The sequence below is a fragment of the Chitinimonas prasina genome, from assembly GCF_030160395.1.
GTDB classification, from domain to species: Bacteria; Pseudomonadota; Gammaproteobacteria; order Burkholderiales; family Chitinimonadaceae; genus Chitinimonas; species Chitinimonas prasina.
The window spans coordinates 310,532-327,713 of record NZ_BSOG01000003.1; the positions used below are offsets into that span (position 1 = coordinate 310,532).

Below are 17,182 nucleotides of genomic sequence, written 5' to 3' on the forward strand. Positions count from 1 at the left end.
CAATGAAACTAGCGATAACTATCTTGCTGTTGGCGGCTGGCTTTGCGCAGGCGGCAGAGATGGGCACAGTATTGCGGGCAGCAGAACTGAAACAGAAGCCTTTTGCGGATGCAGCCAAGGTCAGCGATGTGGCGGCCAAGGCGGCGGTAGAGATCGTGCAGCGCCAAGGCGCCTGGATACAGATCAAGGCCGACGGTCAGGTCGGCTGGGTGAAGATGCTAAATGTACGTACCGGCAATAGCCAGGCCAAGCCCGGCAGTGGTGGTGGCGGGCTGGGATCGCTGGTATCGGTGTTCCAGACCGGGAGTTCGTCCAAGACCCAGACCACAGGCGTAAAGGGCATCAGCAAGGATGGGCTGAAGGAGGCCCAGCCTGATATGGAGCAGTTGGCCAAGCTCAACGGCATGCAGGTCACGGCAGAAGATGCCAAGCGGTTTGCCCGCGCCGGCAAACTGGAAGACGTGAAGGTCGACTACCTGCCCAAATCGGCTGACAGCAAATGACAGGGAAGAAGGAGCTCAGCATGCGCAAACTGATATTGCCCCTGTTGTTGGCCTTTGCCGCCCCGGCCCAGGCCTGGGATGTGGGCAAGCTGATCAAGGGGCTGGAGACCGCCAAGAAGGTGGTGGACGCCAATCGCGATATTACCGAGGCCGAAGAAGTGCAGATGGGTGGCGAGTTGGCCGCTACCCTGTTGGGCGCGGCACCGCTGGTGGACGACGCCGAGATGCAGCGCTATGTAAACCGGGTGGGTGTGTGGCTGGCGCTGCACAGTGAGCGCCCAGGCCTGCCCTGGAAGTTCGGGGTGATAGACCATCCCCATGTGAATGCCTTTGCCACGCCGGGCGGGCATGTCCTGGTCACCCGAGGGCTGCTGCAGCGCCTGCGCAGTGAGGCCGAGCTGGCGGGGGTGTTGGCCCATGAAATCGCCCATGTGCTGAAGAAGCACCAGCTCAGCGCCATCCAGAAAAGCCTGGGGACGGCGGCCTTGTCTGATATCGCCGCCCAGTATGCCGACAACACCGGCAAGCGCAGCGCGGCCAATACCGCCAAGCTGATAGGCGGCGGCAAGGAGCTTTACCTGAAGGGGCTGGACAAGGAGGATGAGTACGAGGCCGACCGCATGGGAGTGGTGATTGCGGCACGTGCCGGTTACAACCCCTATGGCCTGGTTGGGGTGTTGCAGACCCTGTCGGAATCGGCAAGCGACCCTGGCTTGGGTTTTCTGCTGGAAACCCACCCCATGCCCAATGACCGGTTGGACCGGCTGGAAGTGGCTATGGGTGAGCGCATGGAGGAGTTGAGCAAGAACGTGGACAACCTGCCGCGCTTCAGCAAGCTCAGGCGCTAGCCTGGGGGTAACGATGAGCGGCGTACCGGCCTGGCCGGTGCGCCGTTTTTCATGCTGGATGGCGCATAAAAAATGGCGCGGTGGCATGGCCCAAAGCGGGATGCAACACGCGCCAGAGAGGAGTGAACCTTGATGGAAGATGGGCCGGGACCTGCTACGCCGCCTTGCCGGCCACCGCAATGGCGGTGTTTTGTCGCACGGTGGAACAGGGCAGGCCGCCATGCTGCGACGACCTGCCCCTTGCCAGGGCTTAATATTTCATGCGTAGGCCGACATAGTACTGACGGCCATTTTTGTAGAACGACTGCGGCTGCTTGGCACCGGTCTTGTCGTAGACATAGGTCTTCAGCAGTGGGTTGTTGATGTCCTTGGCGTCGAAGCTCAACGCCAGGTTGTCGTTGATGGTGTAGCCGAGCGAAGCGACCCAGGTGCCGACCGCATCCTGATAGACCGCGCTGCGACGATCGATACCGTTCAGGAAGGCGGAGCGGTAGTTGTAGGCGACGCGGGCGCTCAACTTGCCCACTTCGTAGAAACCGCCCAGGTTGAAGGAGTGCTCAGAGGTGCCGACGAGGTCGCAAGCGTGTCGGTCACCGGCATTTTCCTTAGCCTCACAGGCCACGCTGGTTTCCTTACCATCCGCATAGGTGTAGTTGGTGTTGAAGCCAAAGCCACCACCTATGGGCATTTCCAGCGATAGTTCTATACCCTTGACATCACCTGTGGTGTTGATTGGGGTGTTCATCAAATAGGTGCTGAATACGTCCTTGCCTTGCTTCTGGCTTTCCACACCGTTGCGGAATACGGCATTGTAGGTACCGAACGAAACATAGGATGACAGGTCCATCGAGTAGAATGCCGCTGACAACATGGCATTCTTGCCGAAGTACCATTCCACCCCCGCATCAAAGTTGGTCGAGCGGATAGGCTTGAGGTAAGGGTTGCCGCCGCTGCCACTCAGTGAGGTATCGTTCAGGCTCAGGCCGGCCAGGCGGCCAAAGTCGGGACGAGCCATGACCTTGGCCAAGGCAATCCGGGCGACCAGATCGCTGCCGATATCGAGCCTGAGGTTGGCGCTGGGCAGGACGTCTGTGTAATCCGACGATACGACGCTGGCCGCGTAACGGGTGTTGCCTGGCCCTTGGAAACTGCCGTTGGCATCCAGTACATAGGACTTGATCTCTTCCTTGGTACGGGCAAAACGGATACCCACATTACCGCTCAGGCCTTCGTCGGTTTGAATGTCAGCCATGATGTAGGCCGAACTGGTGGGTTCGCTGATGGTGTAGGAGCTGGCCCAATCCTGCCGGTCGGGGCGCTTGTACTTGTCGCCCCAGGCAATCAGCTGGTCAAAGGGAATGGCCCAAGAACCGCCAAGCACACCACCACCCAGTCCGGCGCCGAAGTCGCTTGGATAGCTTCCGGTAACGGCTCCTAGGCTGCTGCGTGGCACGCCTGCTGGGTCGGTAATGCTGCCGGACTGCTCCAGGCTGCGCTCATGCTTGGCAAAATGCAGGCCAAACTTAAGGGTGGGGACGACACCTTCAGCAAAGGCATAGCGTCCATCAATCTGGCCGTAGTCCTCGGAATCCTTGGTCAGTACCTTGCCGCCCCATGTGTCGATATTGCCTGCGGTGGGGAAATTTGCCACGCCTGGTATGGTGACGGTTGCCGCGCCGTTCATACCGTTGAGTTTGTAGCTGCCGCCTACATATGGGCCGCCAATTTCAGCGATGGTATCGCGCGGCGTGCCGCCTTCACCGCGTGTGGTGCCAAGCTGGCCGGTCAGGGTGAAGCGGTCGCTGATATTGAAGCGACCATCCAGGTTGAGGAAGTCGGATTTGGCGTAAGCGCCCTTGCGGCCGATCGCGTCCTGTATCCAGGAACCACCACAGGCGCCATTGAGATGAGCAGGGCAGGTGGCGGGGAAGGCGATGGCGGTGACTGTGCTGCCTTCTATGGTGTAGCTGGAGGGGACGACACCATTGGTGAGTGGCGACACGGCCCAGAACATCTGGTTGCGGTTGTAGTTCGAGGCGTTGAGCTTGGAGCTGAAGCCGGACAGCTCCAGGTTGATGCCTTCGGCAGGCCGAGCCTGCAGGGTGATCAGGCCGCCTTTGCGCACGCGCTCCTGCTCAAACCATGCCGAGCCGGTCAGCAGACTGATGTTCTTGCCGCGTAGCTCGGGTGCGGCTGCCAATACGTCGTTGTTTTTGCCCCAGAGGTTTTCCAGGGTGTCCCACCACAAAAATTCCTGCCCGTCGCGGCGCAGATGGCGCTTCTCGTTGAAGCCTTGCACCATGATGCCAAATGTATTGGCACTGTTCTTCCAGTTGAAGGAGGCGCTGAGCTGGGGGTCCCATTTGTCGGCCAGTTCCGAATAGACGGCCTGGATATTGCCAGTGGCGGAAAACTGGGTCTTGGCGTCCAGCGGGTGGCGTGTCTGGATGTCTACCGAGCCGGCGACACCGCCTTCGGTTATGTCAGCACGGGCACTCTTGCGTACTTCGATGCGCTCTACAAGTTCGGACGGGAGCAGGGAGTAGCTGACACTGCGGCCTGCACCGGTCTGGTTCAGGATGAACCAGTCGCCAGTGCCGACGCCGTGGCCGTTGATGGTGGTGGCGGTCAGGCTGGGGGGAGTGCCACGCAGGCTGATACGGTCGTTTTCACCAAAGCCGCCCTCGGTGCCGCCGGCGGTGATGGTATTGACACCAGGAACGCGCTGGAGCGAGTCGGCGACGTTTTTGTCCGGCATCTTGCCGATATCTTCGGAGGTCACGACTTCCACGACTGAGGCTGCGTTGCGCTTGGCAACCAGTGAGCGCTGCTTGGAGGCCCGGATGCCGGTAACCTTCACTTCCTCCGCCTTCACCTCAGGCTGGGCGGCCGGTGCATCGGCCGCATAGGCGGGTGCTGCTGCGCCCAGCATGGCAATGGCTACTGCCAAGGCGACGGGCGTTGGTTTGTACTGCATGGCGAAACCCCTTTCGTTAAACATGCCGCTCTCCTGTAATTGGATTAGTACCGCTCTGATGCTGAACAACGATCCCGGCTTCGCCCTACCCGGCGAAGGCGGGGTATACGGGTGCTACGGATAGGGTTGGCCGCTGCCCGGCAGGGCCAGGCCGGCCGCATCGAACAGGTGGCAGGCAGCCAGCTCGGGCTTGAGCCAGACGCGCTCGCCACGGTGTGGTGCGGTTTCCTTGCTGGGCAGGGAGAAGGCGATCTGGGCGTCCATGCCGTCGGCACGGGCGTAGATGATCTGCTCGCCGCCCAGGTGCTCCACCAGGTCGACGCTGGCGGGGATGGCGTTGTCCCCGGCCTGGACTTGCCAGGCAATGTGCTCAGGCCGCACGCCCAGGGTGATGGGGCTGCCGGACTGCAGGCGGTACTGTTGGGGCAGGGTAATACTGGTATTACCGGCTAGAACAATATCGCTACCACTGTTGCTACCACTGCGCAGCTGGGCCGGCAGGAAATTCATCTTGGGTGAGCCGAGGAAGCCGGCGACAAACTGGTTGGCTGGCTGCTGATACAGTTCCAGCGGGGTGCCGACCTGCTCGATGCGACCACCATTGAAGACCGCAATGCGGTCGCCCAGGGTCATGGCCTCAACCTGATCGTGGGTGACGTAGATCATGGTGGTGGCCAGATCCTTGTGCAGCTTGGCCAGTTCGATGCGCATCTGTACGCGCAAGGAGGCATCCAGGTTGGACAGTGGCTCATCGAACAAGAAGACGTCGGGCTTGCGCACGATGGCGCGGCCTATGGCAACGCGCTGGCGCTGGCCGCCCGAAAGCGCTTTGGGCTTGCGCTCAAGCAAATGGGTGATCTGCAGCACCTGGGCGGCGCGCTCGACGGCTTCGTTGATCTCGGCCTTGGGTTTCTTGGCCAGCTTGAGGCCAAAGCCCATGTTCTCGCGCACGGTCATGTGCGGGTACAGGGCATAGCTCTGGAACACCATGGCAACCCCGCGCTTGGCGGCGGGGACATCGTTGACCCGGCGCTGGCCTATGGACAGCTCGCCGCCGCTGATGTCCTCCAGCCCGGCTATCATCCGCAAGGTGGTGGTCTTGCCACAGCCGCTGGGGCCGACGAAGACCATGAACTCGCCATCGCGGATATCAAGATCGATGCCGTGGATAACGGTGGGGCCGTCTTCGTAGGTCTTCTGCAGGTTTTTCAGTTTCAGTTCGGCCATGGACCGGTTCCTTGTTGTTGGCCAGCGGTATTGTCCTATTGACACCGCTTCAATACCAATTTAATACAAGACCGATTCAATACCACTGTAACAACACTGTCAACGCCTTTATGGTGCTTGTCTGCAAGTGTTGCGTTTGTGCGGCAGACGCTGGACGCTTGTACCAAATCCCTGTGCAAACCCCGGTGGCAGACAGCAGAAGGCCCGCATGCGACACCCCCTAAAAAGGGTGGGGCATGCGGGCCTTGGAGGGGCGGGCAACGCGCTTGCGTTGCGCGGTATCAGGCGTCCAGCGGAGCGGGCAACCGGCCGGTAGCGTTCAGCTCGCCCTTGAGCCAAGCCACCACGGCATTCAGCGCCGGGTCGGCAAAGCCATAGCTGACCAGCGCTGCACAGGGCAGGTCGGCAGCGGCATAGGGGTTCCATAGCGCCAGGTGCAGGTGCGGGCGCCAGCTGCTGCGCTCGGCTGCGCTGTAGCGTTCGCGCGTGGTAGAGGCCACGATGGTGTAGACGCCATCCTGTGGGAGCTTGGCCCAGTCCAACTCGCTGCGGCGCGGGTAGCTCACTACGTCCAGCGCGTACAGTGGCGCCAGCTTGGCGATCAGCACGCTGGCGGCCAGGCCGGGCTCGGATACGCCGTCGGAGGGAGCGTCGGCCTGCAATACCAGCCTGACCCGGCTACCCAGTGGCGGCCTTTGTGCCTCGCCTACCAGGGTCAGGGCGCGCGCCCAGGCACCGGCAAACAACGCGCGGTCGGCGGCTTCCTGTTCGGTGCTGTAGGGACGGACTTCGGCGGGATAGCGGCGGGCCATGGCGGTGACGCGTGCATCCGCCTCGGCTAGCCTTGCGGCGGGAAGCGTGCCGGCGGCGACGGCCGCCAGCAAGGCCTGCTTGGCCTCGGCCATTTCATCGCTGAACTGCAGCACCAGCGACAGGTCGGCGCCCGCAGCGACGGCCATGACCGTGCCCTGGGCCTGGCCCCAGCGCTCGCGTATGGCCTTCATGTTCATGCCATCGGTAATGGTGACGCCCTGGTAGCCCCATTCGTCGCGTAGCAGGGTTTGCAATATGGCGGGCGAAAGGGTAGCGGGGCGCTCATTGTCGAAGGCGGGGAAGACGATATGGGCGCTCATCAAGCCAGGGGTCTGTTGGATGAGGGCATGAAACGGCGACAGTTCGTATTGCTCGATGGCAGCGCGTGACTTGTCGACGATGGGCAGGGCCAGGTGCGAATCGGTATGGGTGTCGCCATGACCGGGGAAATGCTTGACGCAGGTAGCCACGCCTTCGCTGAGGTGGCCGGCCATCCAGGCGCCAGCCAGGCGGGCGGCTTGCTCTGGATCTGCGCCGAAGCTGCGCTCGCCGATGACGGGGTTGCGCGGATTGTTGTTCAGATCCAGCACCGGTGCGTAGTTCCAGTTGATACCCAGCGATGCCAGGCCGCGAGCGATGGCGGCACCGACCTGGTAGGCCAGGGTGTCGGAGCCGATTGCGCCCAGGGCCATGGCGCTGGGGGCGGCGGGCATGAACAGGGTGCGCATCACGGCGCCGCCCTCCTGGTCTATGCCTATCAGGGCATCCTGGCCGATGACGGCTTTGAGGTCGGCCACCAGTTTGCGGGTTTTCTCGGCGCTGCTGACATTGCGGCGGAACAGGCAGATGGCTCGGGTATCAAGCTGCCGCAGGAAGTCGGCATCGGCGGCGGTCAGTTCATCGCCGGGCACATCGACCATCAGGGCGCGGCCGGCAAGTTGGTTCAGGTTCTGGGTCATTTCACGGCACCATCAAAGCCACGCAGGAAATAGCGCTGGGTAAACAGGAAGACGATCAGGATGGGGATCACGGTCAGCACAGCGCCGGCGGCGACCACGCGGGTCTTGAAGCTGAAGGAGCCCGACAGGTATTGCACGCCTACGCTGAGCGGGAAGTTCTCCGGGCTGGTCATGACCACCGAGGGCCAGATGTATTGGTTCCAGGCGGTCACCAGCGTCAGGATGGCCAGCGCACCCAGGGCGGGCTTGGCCAAGGGCAGCATGATCTTCCAGAAGATTTCCCACTCGTTGGCACCATCTACCCGGGCTGCGTCGATCAGATCCTGCGGCACGGCCTCGAAGGCCTGCTTCATCAGGAAGATGCCGACCGCGCCCGCCAGATTGGGAAGGACCACGCCGGTCACGCTATCGGTCAGCTGCAGCTTGGAGACCGTGATGAAATTGACCAGGAAGTTGATCTCGGCCGGCAGGATCATGGTGGCGATAATGGCGCCGAACACCAGCTTGCGCCCGGGAAACTGCATCCGTGCCAGCGGATAGGCGGCGAGGCTGCAGATCACCAGGGTGCCGACCACGGTAGCGCCCGAGATCAACAGGGAGTTCTTGTAGAAGGCCAGCAGATCGATGGTGTCGAATACCTCGATGAAGTTGACCAGGCTGGGGTCCTGCGGCCACAGCGGCGGTGGAAAGCTGTAGACGTCGCCGGTGGTGGAGAGGGCCGTGACCAGGGTCCACCAGAACGGATAGACGGTGATGATGGCCAGCACGGACAGCAGCAGGTAGTGGGGCAGGCGCCGGACGATGCGACGCAGGCGGGCACTGCGCAGGCCGCGCTGCAGCGCGGAGGCGGACGAGGGGGCGATTGCCGGCATGGTTTGGGCTTGGCTCATGGGTTCTTGGGCTGCAGGTAGCGGAAGTTGAGCCAGGCCAGCAGCATGCAGACGACCGACATGACCAGGCTGGCGGCCAGCGCACGACCGAAGTTGAGCGACTTGATACCGAATTCATAGGCGTAGTAGAGCGCCGTGTAGGTGGACTGGAATGGTCCACCCTGGGTCATGATCTGCACTTCCTCAAAGGCTTTGACGGCGGCCAGCATGGACATGATGGAGCAGAGCAGGATGGTGGGCAGCAGCAGGGGCACGGTGATGCGCCAGAACTTCTGCCAGGCATTGGCGCCGTCCAGAGTGGCGGCCTCGTAGACATCGGCCGAGATGGCTTGCAGGCCGGCCAGGTAGAGCACCATATACCAGCCCAGGCCGCGCCAGATGGTGACGAACATGACGGCAAACAGGGCGATGCGGTCGTCGGTGAGAAAGCCTATGGGCTCGTTGATCAGGTGCAGCCAGCGCAGGATGGCATTGAGGGCGCCATCGTCGTTGTACATGAAGTTCCAGATGATGCCGATGACCGACACGGTGGTGACCACCGGCAGGTAATAGGCGGCGCGGAAGAACTTGATGCCCGGCAAGTTGTTGTTGACCAGGACCGCCAGCAGGATGGCCAGTACTTGGATGACCGGTACCACAATGAGGTAGAGGGCGGAATTCTTCAGCGAGCCGATGAACAGTTCGTCGTCGAACAGTTCGCGGAAATTCTCCAGCCCCACCCATACCGGTGCGTCGATCAGGTTGTATTGGGTGAATGCGATATAGGAGCCGAAGCCGACGGGCCAGAAGGCAAAGGCCAGGAGCAGGACCATGGCCGGGGTCAGGAACAGATAGGCCGTCAGGGTGGCTTTGCGGGAGTGGGCCACGATAGATGTCTCCATGCCGGTGTACGGCAGCTGCGTGTCAGGGCGATACCGGCCACGCCGGGATCAGCCAGGTCGCCTTGCCCGGTATGGGCGTGCGGCACCCGCTACGTCGGCCCCAGGGCGGGCGTAGCGGGTCAAGGCCTTGTATCGGTATCAGGACTTGCCGAGTTTCTTGTTCCAGAAAGCGACGGCTTCATCCAGTGCCTGCTTGGTGTCCTTGCGGCCGGTGACGGCTTGCTCGACGGCGGCGGACAGGCGGGTGGACAGCAGCTCGGCATCCTTGACACCGCCCAGGTAGATGGTGCGTGTCTGTTCCAGGTTCTTGGCGGCGGCCACCACGGCTTTTTCCACCGCGCCGGCGTTGGTCGGGTAGGTCTGGAAGTGGGCGTCCTGTGCGGCGCGCTTGGAAGTGGGCAGGGTACCGGCAAAGCGCGAGAAGGCCAGCTGGTTCTCGGCATTGGTCAGGTAGTTGCCGAACTTGCCTATCTCCGGCAGCAGCTTGGCATCGACATTGCGCGGCACCACAAAGGTGAACTGCCAGCCGCCCGAGGCGATGCCGGTGGGGCTGAGCTGCAGGCCGGCCACATCGGTGACCTTGTAGATGCCGGGGGCGTCGTCGCGTACCCGGGTCATGGCGGCGGGCACCGATACCAGCATGGCCAGCCGGCCGCTGTTATAGGCGGCCATCGAGACCTGGAAGTTGTCCTGGGCAAACAGATTGTCCTTGAGCAGGGCACCGGCCTTGTAGGCGTCGGCCAGCTTGTTCACCAGGGCGACGTGGGCGGGCGAGTTGAATACGGCGCGGCCATCCTTCAATACCTCCAGGCCTTCCTGCGCCATCAGGCCTTCCAGCTTGGTGGGACCCAGGGTGGGGGCAAAGCCGGCGACACCGGTCTTGGCCTTGATGATCTTGGCGTAGTTGAGCTGTTCGGTCAGGCTGCCGGGGGCCTTTTTCGGGTCCAGGCCGGCTTTTTTGAACAGCTCGGTGTTGTAGGCAATGACATTGGCGCCGTTATAGAAGGGGAAGGCGTACAGCTTGCCATCGAAGGTGACGTCCTTGAGGGCGCCGCCGACATACTGGCTCTTGTCCACCAGGGGGTCGACCGACTGTATCAGCCCCTTCTGCTTGTATTCATAGGCCCAGGGTACGTCCATATTGGCCATGGCGGGGGGCTTGCCCGAGGCAATGGCCGCGGTGAACTTGGTGCGTATCACGTCCCAGGGGTAATCCACCCAGACCACTTCGACATGGGCGTTGGACGCGTTGTAGCGGCTGACCACATCCTTGAAGTAGGGGGCGAACTTGGGTGCCAGGCTCTGTGTCCAGAACTCCAGGCGCTGCTTGGCTGCCTGTGCCTGGCCGCAGAGGGCAAGGCCTGCCAGCAGCAGGGCTGTCTTGGCGATACGGTTGGTCTTCATGGTGCATACACCCCATCAGTCTGTTGTCGTCTAGCAGGCGTGCGCGTTGGCGCGCCCTCCAATCCTGCACCGGGCTCTTGGGCGCGGTGTCGTCTCTTCCCTGGCCTGGGGCCAGGGTGGGTCAATTGCTTGACCTGCCGTGCGGTGGCCCACGGCGTGGCCAGTGCTGGCCCGGCGGGCTAGCGGGTCAAGGTCACTTTGTTCAGGTGCCGCGGTTGATCGGGGTCGTAGCCACGGGCACGGGCCAGGGCCTCCACCATGGGGTAGAAGGCGGTGACGGCCGCAATGGGGTCGAGTTCCGGTACCGGGCCCAGCGGCAGGGTCAGTTCGCGCTCGGCCACATCGGTCGGGGCCGCCAGCAGCACCTTGGCGCCACGGGCGCGCATTTCTTCTGCCAGCTTGATCAGACCCGCCTGCGCCGGGCCGCGCGGTGCGAAGATCAGCAGGGGGTAGCCTTCGTCTATCAGTGCCATGGGGCCATGCTTGATCTCGGCGCCCGAGAATGCCTCGGCCTGGATGGCTGCGGTTTCCTTGCATTTGAGGGCAGCCTCCAGGGCAACTGGCAGGGTCAGGCCTCGGCCCACCACCATGATGCGCTCGGCTTGCTGCAATACCTCCACGCCATGGGACCAGTCCACTTCCTGCGCCTTGGCCAGGTTATCGGGCAGGGCGGCCAGGCCGTTGAGCAATTGGGCGTCATCGGCCCAGTGGGCAACCAGGCGGGCGCCAGCGGCCAGGCTGGCGATATAGCTCTTGGTGGCGGCCACGGCGTATTCGGGGCCGGCTTCCAGCGGCAGCGTCCATTCGGCGGCTTCGGCCAGCGGCGAGGCGGCATCATTGACCAGGGCTATGGTTTGGGCGCGGCCCTGGCGGAAGCGCTTGATCGGCTCGACCACGTCGGGGCTGCGGCCAGACTGCGAGACGGCGACGGCGACCGTGCCTGCCACATCCAGCGGGGCATCGTAGAGGGTGACCAGCGACATGGGCAGCGAGACGGACAGGCGGCCCAGCCGCAGCATGGTGAGATAGGCCAAATAGGCCGAGGCATGGTCGGAACTGCCCCGTGCCACGGTGACCAGCGCGTGCGGGTCGGTATGGCGCAGGCGCGCACCCAGTTCGGCGTAGCGGGCATCCTGTTTGTCTGCCTGGCGGGCGATGGCAGCTGCGCCTTCGCGCATCTCTTTCCACATGCAAGTAGTCACTTACTTCTCCGACGTCAGATTTACCGGCTCGCCTTCGACATAGACGGCCTTCAGTTTCAGGTTGCGATCAAGCACCACGATGTCGGCGTAAGCGCCGGGCTTGAGCTGGCCGCGATCATCGAGGCCCAGCAGCTCGGCCTGGTAGGTGGATAGCCGGCGGGCGGCGTCGTCCAGGTCCAGGCCCAGGCTCACCAGGTTGCGCAGGGCTTCGTCCAGCGTCAGGGTGGAGCCGGCCAGCGTGCCATCGGGCAGGCGCACGCCGCCCATGCACTTGGTGACGGTATGACGCCCCAGCTTGTAGTTGCCGTCGGGCATACCGGCGGCGGCGGTCGAGTCGGTGACGCAATAGAGCTTGGGTATGGCGCGCAGTGCTGCCTTGATGGCGCCAGGGTGCACATGCAACAGGTCGGGTATCAGCTCGGCGTACTCGGCGTGGGCCAGTGCTGCGCCCACCATGCCGGGCTCGCGGTGATGCAGGCCGGTCATGGCGTTGAACAGGTGGGTGAAGCTCGACGCCCCATGCTTGAGGGCTTCCACGCCATCCTCGTAGCTACCCAGGGTGTGGCCCAACTGTACCCGTATGCCGCGTGACACCAGTTCGCTGATCAAGGCCATATGGCCCTGCACCTCGGGCGCCAGGGTCAGTACCCGCAACGGGGCGAGATTGTTGAAGCTGCTGATCTCGTTGAGTACCCCGTCGCGGGCGAAGTTGGGCTGGGCGCCGAGCTTGCCGGGGTTGATATAAGGGCCTTCCAGATGCACGCCCAGTACCCGGGCACCACCGCTGGTGCGCTGCGCCACCACGGTGGCCACGCCGCTGAGCGCATGTTCTATCTCGCGCTTGGGTGCCGTCATGGTGGTGGCCAGCAGGCTGGTGGTGCCGTGCCGGGCATGTATGCGGGTGATCACCGACAGGGCATCGCCCCCCTCCATGACATCACGACCGCCGCCACCATGGACATGCAGGTCGATAAAGCCAGGCAGGATGATGTCGTCGGCGTTGCCGGCGGGATCGCGTGCCTGGCCCTGCAATGCGGTGATATGCGTGTCGAAGCGCAGTTCGCCGTGTTGCCAGCCATCGGGAGTGAGGATATTGCCGTGCAGGTTTTGCATCGTTCAGGTTCTTTGCTCAGCGGCGGAGTTCGGCGATGAAGTCGTAGTAGTCATTGCGGCAATAGGAGTAGGTCAGCTCCACCGGCAGGCCGCTGTCGAGATAGCCTATTCGGGTAATCATCAGCATGGCTGTGCCCGAGGGTATGCCTGCCAGCTGGGCAATCTCGTCGGTGGCATTGACGGCCTTAATGTGCTGCAGGGCGCGGGTGACCGAGCTGCCGTGGCTGTCGAGATAGGCATACAGCGAGTCGGCCACCACGGTGGGGTCGGCCAGGTAACGGCTGGGTAGGGTGGAGGTTTCCACCGCCATGACCGTGTCGTCGGCCATGCGCAGGCGTTTGAGCCGGGCCACGTTGGCTGCCGGCGACAGTCCCAAGCGCAGGACTTCCTCCTGGCTGGCGATACCCGTCTCGCGGCTAAGCCAGCGCGACGAGGGGGCAAAGCCACGGCTGCGGATTTCTTCAGAAAAGCTGGTGAGCCGCGACAGTGGCTGCACCAGGCGGGGGGCGATATAGGTGCCCGAGCCCTGGCGCCTGACGATCAGGCCTTGCTCGAACAGCATGTCCATGGCCTTGCGGGCGGTGACGCGCGAGATGTCCAGCATGTCGCACAGCACGCGCTCGGAGGGCAGGGCCTCGTCGGCTTGCCAGAGGCCCGTGGAGATGGCGCTGGAGAGTTTGTTGGCAACCTGGAGATAAAGCGGGGTGCTGCTGTCTGCATCTGGCTTGAGTGCCAGAAGGGCGGCTTCGCGGGCCTTGTCCATTTATGTATTTCCCCTAATCAGATGCAGCGCGCCAGTGGCGGAGTCGCCCAAAGGCTGGCGCGCACGGTGGACCAGTTCTGCTGGTAGCCAGGGTTGCAATGCCGCAGCAAGACCACCACAGAACGCCAGTGGCAGATGAGACTCGGGATCCAGCGCTAGCGCTATCGCCGCAATTTCTTCACCAGCCTGGCGCAAGATGGTAGCAGCGGCGCCGTCGTTCGTGGCGTGGCTTAGTACCAGCGGCGTAAGTTGTGCGTAATTGGTCTGGCGAGCCTGCGCCAGCCAGTCATAGGCACTGTCTACCGAGCCGCCAAGATGTTGTATTACTGCCTCAGCCAGTGGTCCGCGAGACAGTCGCCCATCCAATGCCTTCTGCGCCAGCTGGGTGGCCCTCATGCCTATCCAGGCACCGCTGCCTTCGTCGCCGCAGGGAAAACCCCAGCCCGATACGGTGCGCTTGCGCGGGCCGGATGGGCTGTCGCCGAACCAGGCCTCGCCTATGGTGCCGGTGCCGATGGCAACGATGACGCCAGGCTGGCCGCCATGCGCGCCCAGCAGGGTGGTGAAGCCATCGTTGTCCAGCTTGATGGCATGGAGTGCCGGCGCGGCTGCCAGGAATGCCGCGGCCCAGCTGGCGTTATGTACGCCTGCCAGGCCCAGGCCCATGGCGCAGCGGGCGGCGTCGAAAGGCTGGCCCAGGCTGGCGAACGCATGGTCGCAGGCGGCCTGTATGGCTTGCCACGCTGGCGCGATGCCCAGTGCCAGGCCTGATGGCCCGGCGCTGCCCCGTGCCAGCTCGCGGCCGTCGCGATCCGCCACCAGCACCCTGGTGCCTGTGCCGCCGCCATCGACGCCGATCAAGAATTCAAGAGACATCCATTAACTCCGCGTGACCGATAGATACCGGTCTTATTGTGACTGGTTTGATACCAGTTGAATACAATACCGATTCAATACCACTGGCGTGGTGCTGTCAACGACTTTGTGCGGCAAGTCCCGATTTTGCGGGCTATGTGTGGCGTGGCAGCGCCTGAGCCAGCGGCTGGCTGGTATCAGATTTCTTGCCATGCCGTGTCAACCGCCTTGCTGGGGTCTGCGTTAAGGCGGGTGACGTGTCATACCGTCGTAATAAAAGCGGCTAACAAAACCCTTCTGGCGTTGTTGTGCGAGCTTGCCGTACCCACGTACTGCCTGCGCCCGCACGCCTAGCCAGAACCGCTGCGCTGGGTTTTGTTAGCCGCTCCAATTCCAAGCTGTATCCACTCCTCCTCCAATTAAAGGAAACACCATGAAACTGATCGCTGCTCTGATCGCCGGCCTGTTCGCTACCGCTGCCTTCGCTACCGAAGTTGCCAAGACCGAAGCCCCTAAGGCTGATGCCGCCAAGGCCGAAGTGAAGAAGGACGAGAAGAAGGTTGAAGCCAAGGCCGAAGCCAAGAAGGAAGAGAAGAAGGTTGAAGTGAAGGCCGAAGCCAAGAAGGAAGAGAAGAAGGTTGAAGTAAAGGCTGAAGCCAAGAAGGAAGAAGCCAAGAAGGAAGAGAAGAAGTCCTAATCGGGACGGCTTCGGCCTGAATGGAAAAAGGCGGCGCGAGCCGCCTTTTTTGCTTTTTGGTGCTGCTAACAGAGCTACGTCACTGGGTTTCGTTACTGCACATGGGGTGATGCGCTGCAGAGGGGGCCGGGGTGGCGGCATTCTCCAGCGCTGGTGAAAAAATCGTGAACAGGCTCTTAGTGTTTAAAATAGCGGGATTTTCCCGCCGTAAGGCTTGTGTGCACCGTGTCCGACCCCATCTGGAAACCGAATACCACTGTGGCTGTGCTGGTCGAGCAGGCGGGGCGCTATCTGCTGGTCGAGGAACTGACTGAGCACGGTCGCCGCTATAACCAGCCGGCGGGACACCTCGATGATGATGAATCCTTGCTTGCGGCGGCCATACGCGAGGCGCGCGAGGAAACCGCTTACCAAGTGTGCCCCACGGCTCTGGTGGGCATCTATCAGTGGTCACCGCCCGGCAAGCCTGGGCTGACCTATCTGCGCTTTGCCTACGCCGCCGACCTGGCGCCTGGCCAGGTTGCCGGGGCGGGGGTCTGCAGCCATCGCTTTGCGGCCGAGGCGAGGCCCGGCGACGTGGTGGCAGTGCTGGACGACGGTATCGTCCGTGCCGTATGGCTGAGCTATGAGGAAGTCCTCGCCTGCCAGGCGCAGCATCGCAGCCCACTGGTGTTGCAATGCATAGAGGATTACCGCGCGGGACGGCGCTATCCGCTGGACTTGATACGCCACTACGACAAAGACGCTGCTTGAGCGGCAAGTACGGCGCAGGATGAAGTGCTAATTTGGGGAGTGTGTTCCCCTGCCTCAAGCAGGAAGGACATATCCCGATAACGCGGCCTAGGCCGCAGAAGAGTATTGCTTGTGACTGACAAGACCCAGCGCATAGTCGTCGGCCTATCGGGCGGCGTGGATTCCTCGGTAACCGCCTGGCTGCTCAAGCAGCAGGGGATAGACGTGGTCGGCGTATTCATGCAGAACTGGGAAGATGACAACAACGACGAGTTCTGCTCGATCAAGGAGGACTCGCGCGACGCCATCGCAGTGGCCGACCTGGTGGGCATCGATATCGAGCTGGTGAACTTTGCCACTGAGTACAAGGACAGGGTGTTTGCCTATTTTCTGAGCGAGTACCAGGCTGGCCGTACGCCCAATCCCGATGTGCTGTGCAATGCCGAGATCAAGTTCAAGGCGTTTCTGGACTATGCCATCAGCCTGGGGGCCGAGAAGATCGCAACCGGCCACTATGCCGGCACCGACCTGGCAGCCGACGGGCGCACCCGCTTGCTGCGCGGGGTGGACGAAACCAAGGACCAGAGCTATTTCCTGTACCGCCTGAGCCAGTACCAGGTATCGCGAGCGGTATTCCCGTTGGGGGGCATGCGCAAGACCGAGGTGCGGCAGATTGCGGCTGAGATCAAGCTGCCCAACCATGCCAAGAAGGATTCCACCGGGATCTGCTTTATTGGCGAGCGTCCTTTCCGTGAGTTCCTCAACCGCTACCTGCCCAAGGTACCTGGCCGCATGCGTACGGCTGAGGGCCGTACGGTGGGCGAGCATATGGGCCTGATGTATTACACCCTGGGCCAGCGCCAGGGCTTGAACATCGGTGGGCCGGGCGAGCCCTGGTATGTGGCGGGCAAGGACATGGCGGCCAATGAGTTGATCGTGGTGCAAGGCCATGATCATCCGCTGCTGCTGAAGGATACCCTGCTGGCCGATCAACTGAGCTGGGTGGCAGACGAGGCGCCCAGGCCTGGCCGCTATACCGCCAAGACGCGCTACCGCCAGGCCGATGCCAGCTGTGAGCTGCTGGAGGTGCGCGACGGCGTGGCCAGGCTTCGGTTCGATGTACCGCAGTGGGCGGTGACGCCAGGACAGTCGGCCGTGCTGTATGACGGCGAGGCCTGCCTGGGAGGCGGAATTATCGTTTGATTAAGCCGAGCATCCTGGCGGCACCAACGCTATAGTGTATTTACTCGATTTGGGGCGGCGCAGGCTGGCCGTGCCCGGCGTGCGTTGCTGCTGCAGTTGATACCTCTCTGGGAGG

The 17,182-nt window shown here is 62.6% G+C and carries 15 protein-coding genes; 5 read left to right on the forward strand and 10 right to left on the reverse strand.

All coding sequences use genetic code 11. The features are described 5' to 3' along the window. The first annotated feature begins 2 nt into the window (after window positions 1-2). Window positions 3-503, forward strand: a complete 501-nt coding sequence (locus tag QQK16_RS14650) for an SH3 domain-containing protein (RefSeq protein ID WP_284197215.1) — start codon at window positions 3-5, stop codon at window positions 501-503. A gap of 20 nt (window positions 504-523) precedes the next feature. Next, window positions 524-1,351, forward strand: coding sequence for a M48 family metalloprotease (locus QQK16_RS14655; RefSeq protein WP_284197216.1), 828 nt, complete (start codon window positions 524-526; stop codon window positions 1,349-1,351). A gap of 250 nt (window positions 1,352-1,601) precedes the next feature. On the opposite strand, the gene QQK16_RS14660 is transcribed toward QQK16_RS14655, so the two are convergent. From QQK16_RS14660 to QQK16_RS14705, 10 genes are all read right to left on the reverse strand, one after another. Next, window positions 1,602-4,352, reverse strand: coding sequence for a TonB-dependent receptor (locus QQK16_RS14660; RefSeq protein ID WP_284197217.1), 2,751 nt, complete (start codon window positions 4,350-4,352; stop codon window positions 1,602-1,604). 90 nt (window positions 4,353-4,442) lie between these two features. Continuing rightward, window positions 4,443-5,555 carry an ABC transporter ATP-binding protein gene (locus QQK16_RS14665; protein WP_284197218.1) on the reverse strand — a complete coding sequence of 371 codons (1,113 nt, stop codon included), beginning with the start codon at window positions 5,553-5,555 and terminating at the stop codon, window positions 4,443-4,445. Window positions 5,556-5,836: 281 nt separating this feature from the next. Next, the gene (gene nagZ, locus QQK16_RS14670; protein ID WP_284197219.1) at window positions 5,837-7,327 is read right to left on the reverse strand and encodes a beta-N-acetylhexosaminidase; all 1,491 of its coding nucleotides are present in this window, start codon (window positions 7,325-7,327) and stop codon (window positions 5,837-5,839) included. Continuing rightward, window positions 7,324-8,217 carry a carbohydrate ABC transporter permease gene (locus tag QQK16_RS14675; protein ID WP_284197220.1) on the reverse strand — a complete coding sequence of 298 codons (894 nt, stop codon included), beginning with the start codon at window positions 8,215-8,217 and terminating at the stop codon, window positions 7,324-7,326. Before QQK16_RS14675 ends, nagZ begins: the two co-directional genes overlap by 4 nt. After that, window positions 8,214-9,083 (reverse strand): carbohydrate ABC transporter permease, encoded by an 870-nt coding sequence (locus tag QQK16_RS14680; RefSeq protein ID WP_284197221.1) that lies wholly within the window; start codon window positions 9,081-9,083, stop codon window positions 8,214-8,216. The genes QQK16_RS14675 and QQK16_RS14680 overlap by 4 nt, the downstream gene beginning before the upstream one ends. Before the next feature lie 153 nt (window positions 9,084-9,236). Then, window positions 9,237-10,502 carry an extracellular solute-binding protein gene (locus QQK16_RS14685; protein ID WP_284197222.1) on the reverse strand — a complete coding sequence of 422 codons (1,266 nt, stop codon included), beginning with the start codon at window positions 10,500-10,502 and terminating at the stop codon, window positions 9,237-9,239. A gap of 179 nt (window positions 10,503-10,681) precedes the next feature. Next, a complete protein-coding gene (locus QQK16_RS14690) occupies window positions 10,682-11,704 on the reverse strand; it encodes an SIS domain-containing protein (protein ID WP_308447045.1) in 1,023 nt (340 codons plus the stop codon). Beyond that, window positions 11,705-12,817 carry an N-acetylglucosamine-6-phosphate deacetylase gene (gene nagA, locus QQK16_RS14695; protein WP_284197223.1) on the reverse strand — a complete coding sequence of 371 codons (1,113 nt, stop codon included), beginning with the start codon at window positions 12,815-12,817 and terminating at the stop codon, window positions 11,705-11,707. A 16-nt stretch (window positions 12,818-12,833) separates the two neighbouring features. Next, on the reverse strand, window positions 12,834-13,580 hold the full coding sequence (locus QQK16_RS14700; protein ID WP_284197224.1) for a GntR family transcriptional regulator: 747 nt from the start codon (window positions 13,578-13,580) through the stop codon (window positions 12,834-12,836). Further along, window positions 13,581-14,456, reverse strand: coding sequence for a BadF/BadG/BcrA/BcrD ATPase family protein (locus QQK16_RS14705; protein ID WP_284197225.1), 876 nt, complete (start codon window positions 14,454-14,456; stop codon window positions 13,581-13,583). A 412-nt stretch (window positions 14,457-14,868) separates the two neighbouring features. Between QQK16_RS14705 and QQK16_RS14710 the strand changes: the two genes are divergently transcribed. The 3 genes from QQK16_RS14710 (at window position 14,869) to mnmA (ending at window position 17,067) form a co-directional block, all read left to right on the forward strand. After that, a complete protein-coding gene (locus tag QQK16_RS14710; protein ID WP_284197226.1) occupies window positions 14,869-15,132 on the forward strand; it encodes a hypothetical protein in 264 nt (87 codons plus the stop codon). Window positions 15,133-15,357: 225 nt separating this feature from the next. Then, entirely contained in the window at window positions 15,358-15,885 is a 528-nt protein-coding gene (locus tag QQK16_RS14715; RefSeq protein WP_284197227.1) for an NUDIX hydrolase, read from the forward strand. Window positions 15,886-15,996: 111 nt separating this feature from the next. Further along, window positions 15,997-17,067 (forward strand): tRNA 2-thiouridine(34) synthase MnmA, encoded by a 1,071-nt coding sequence (gene mnmA, locus QQK16_RS14720; RefSeq protein ID WP_284197228.1) that lies wholly within the window; start codon window positions 15,997-15,999, stop codon window positions 17,065-17,067. The last annotated feature ends 115 nt before the right edge of the window (window positions 17,068-17,182 follow it).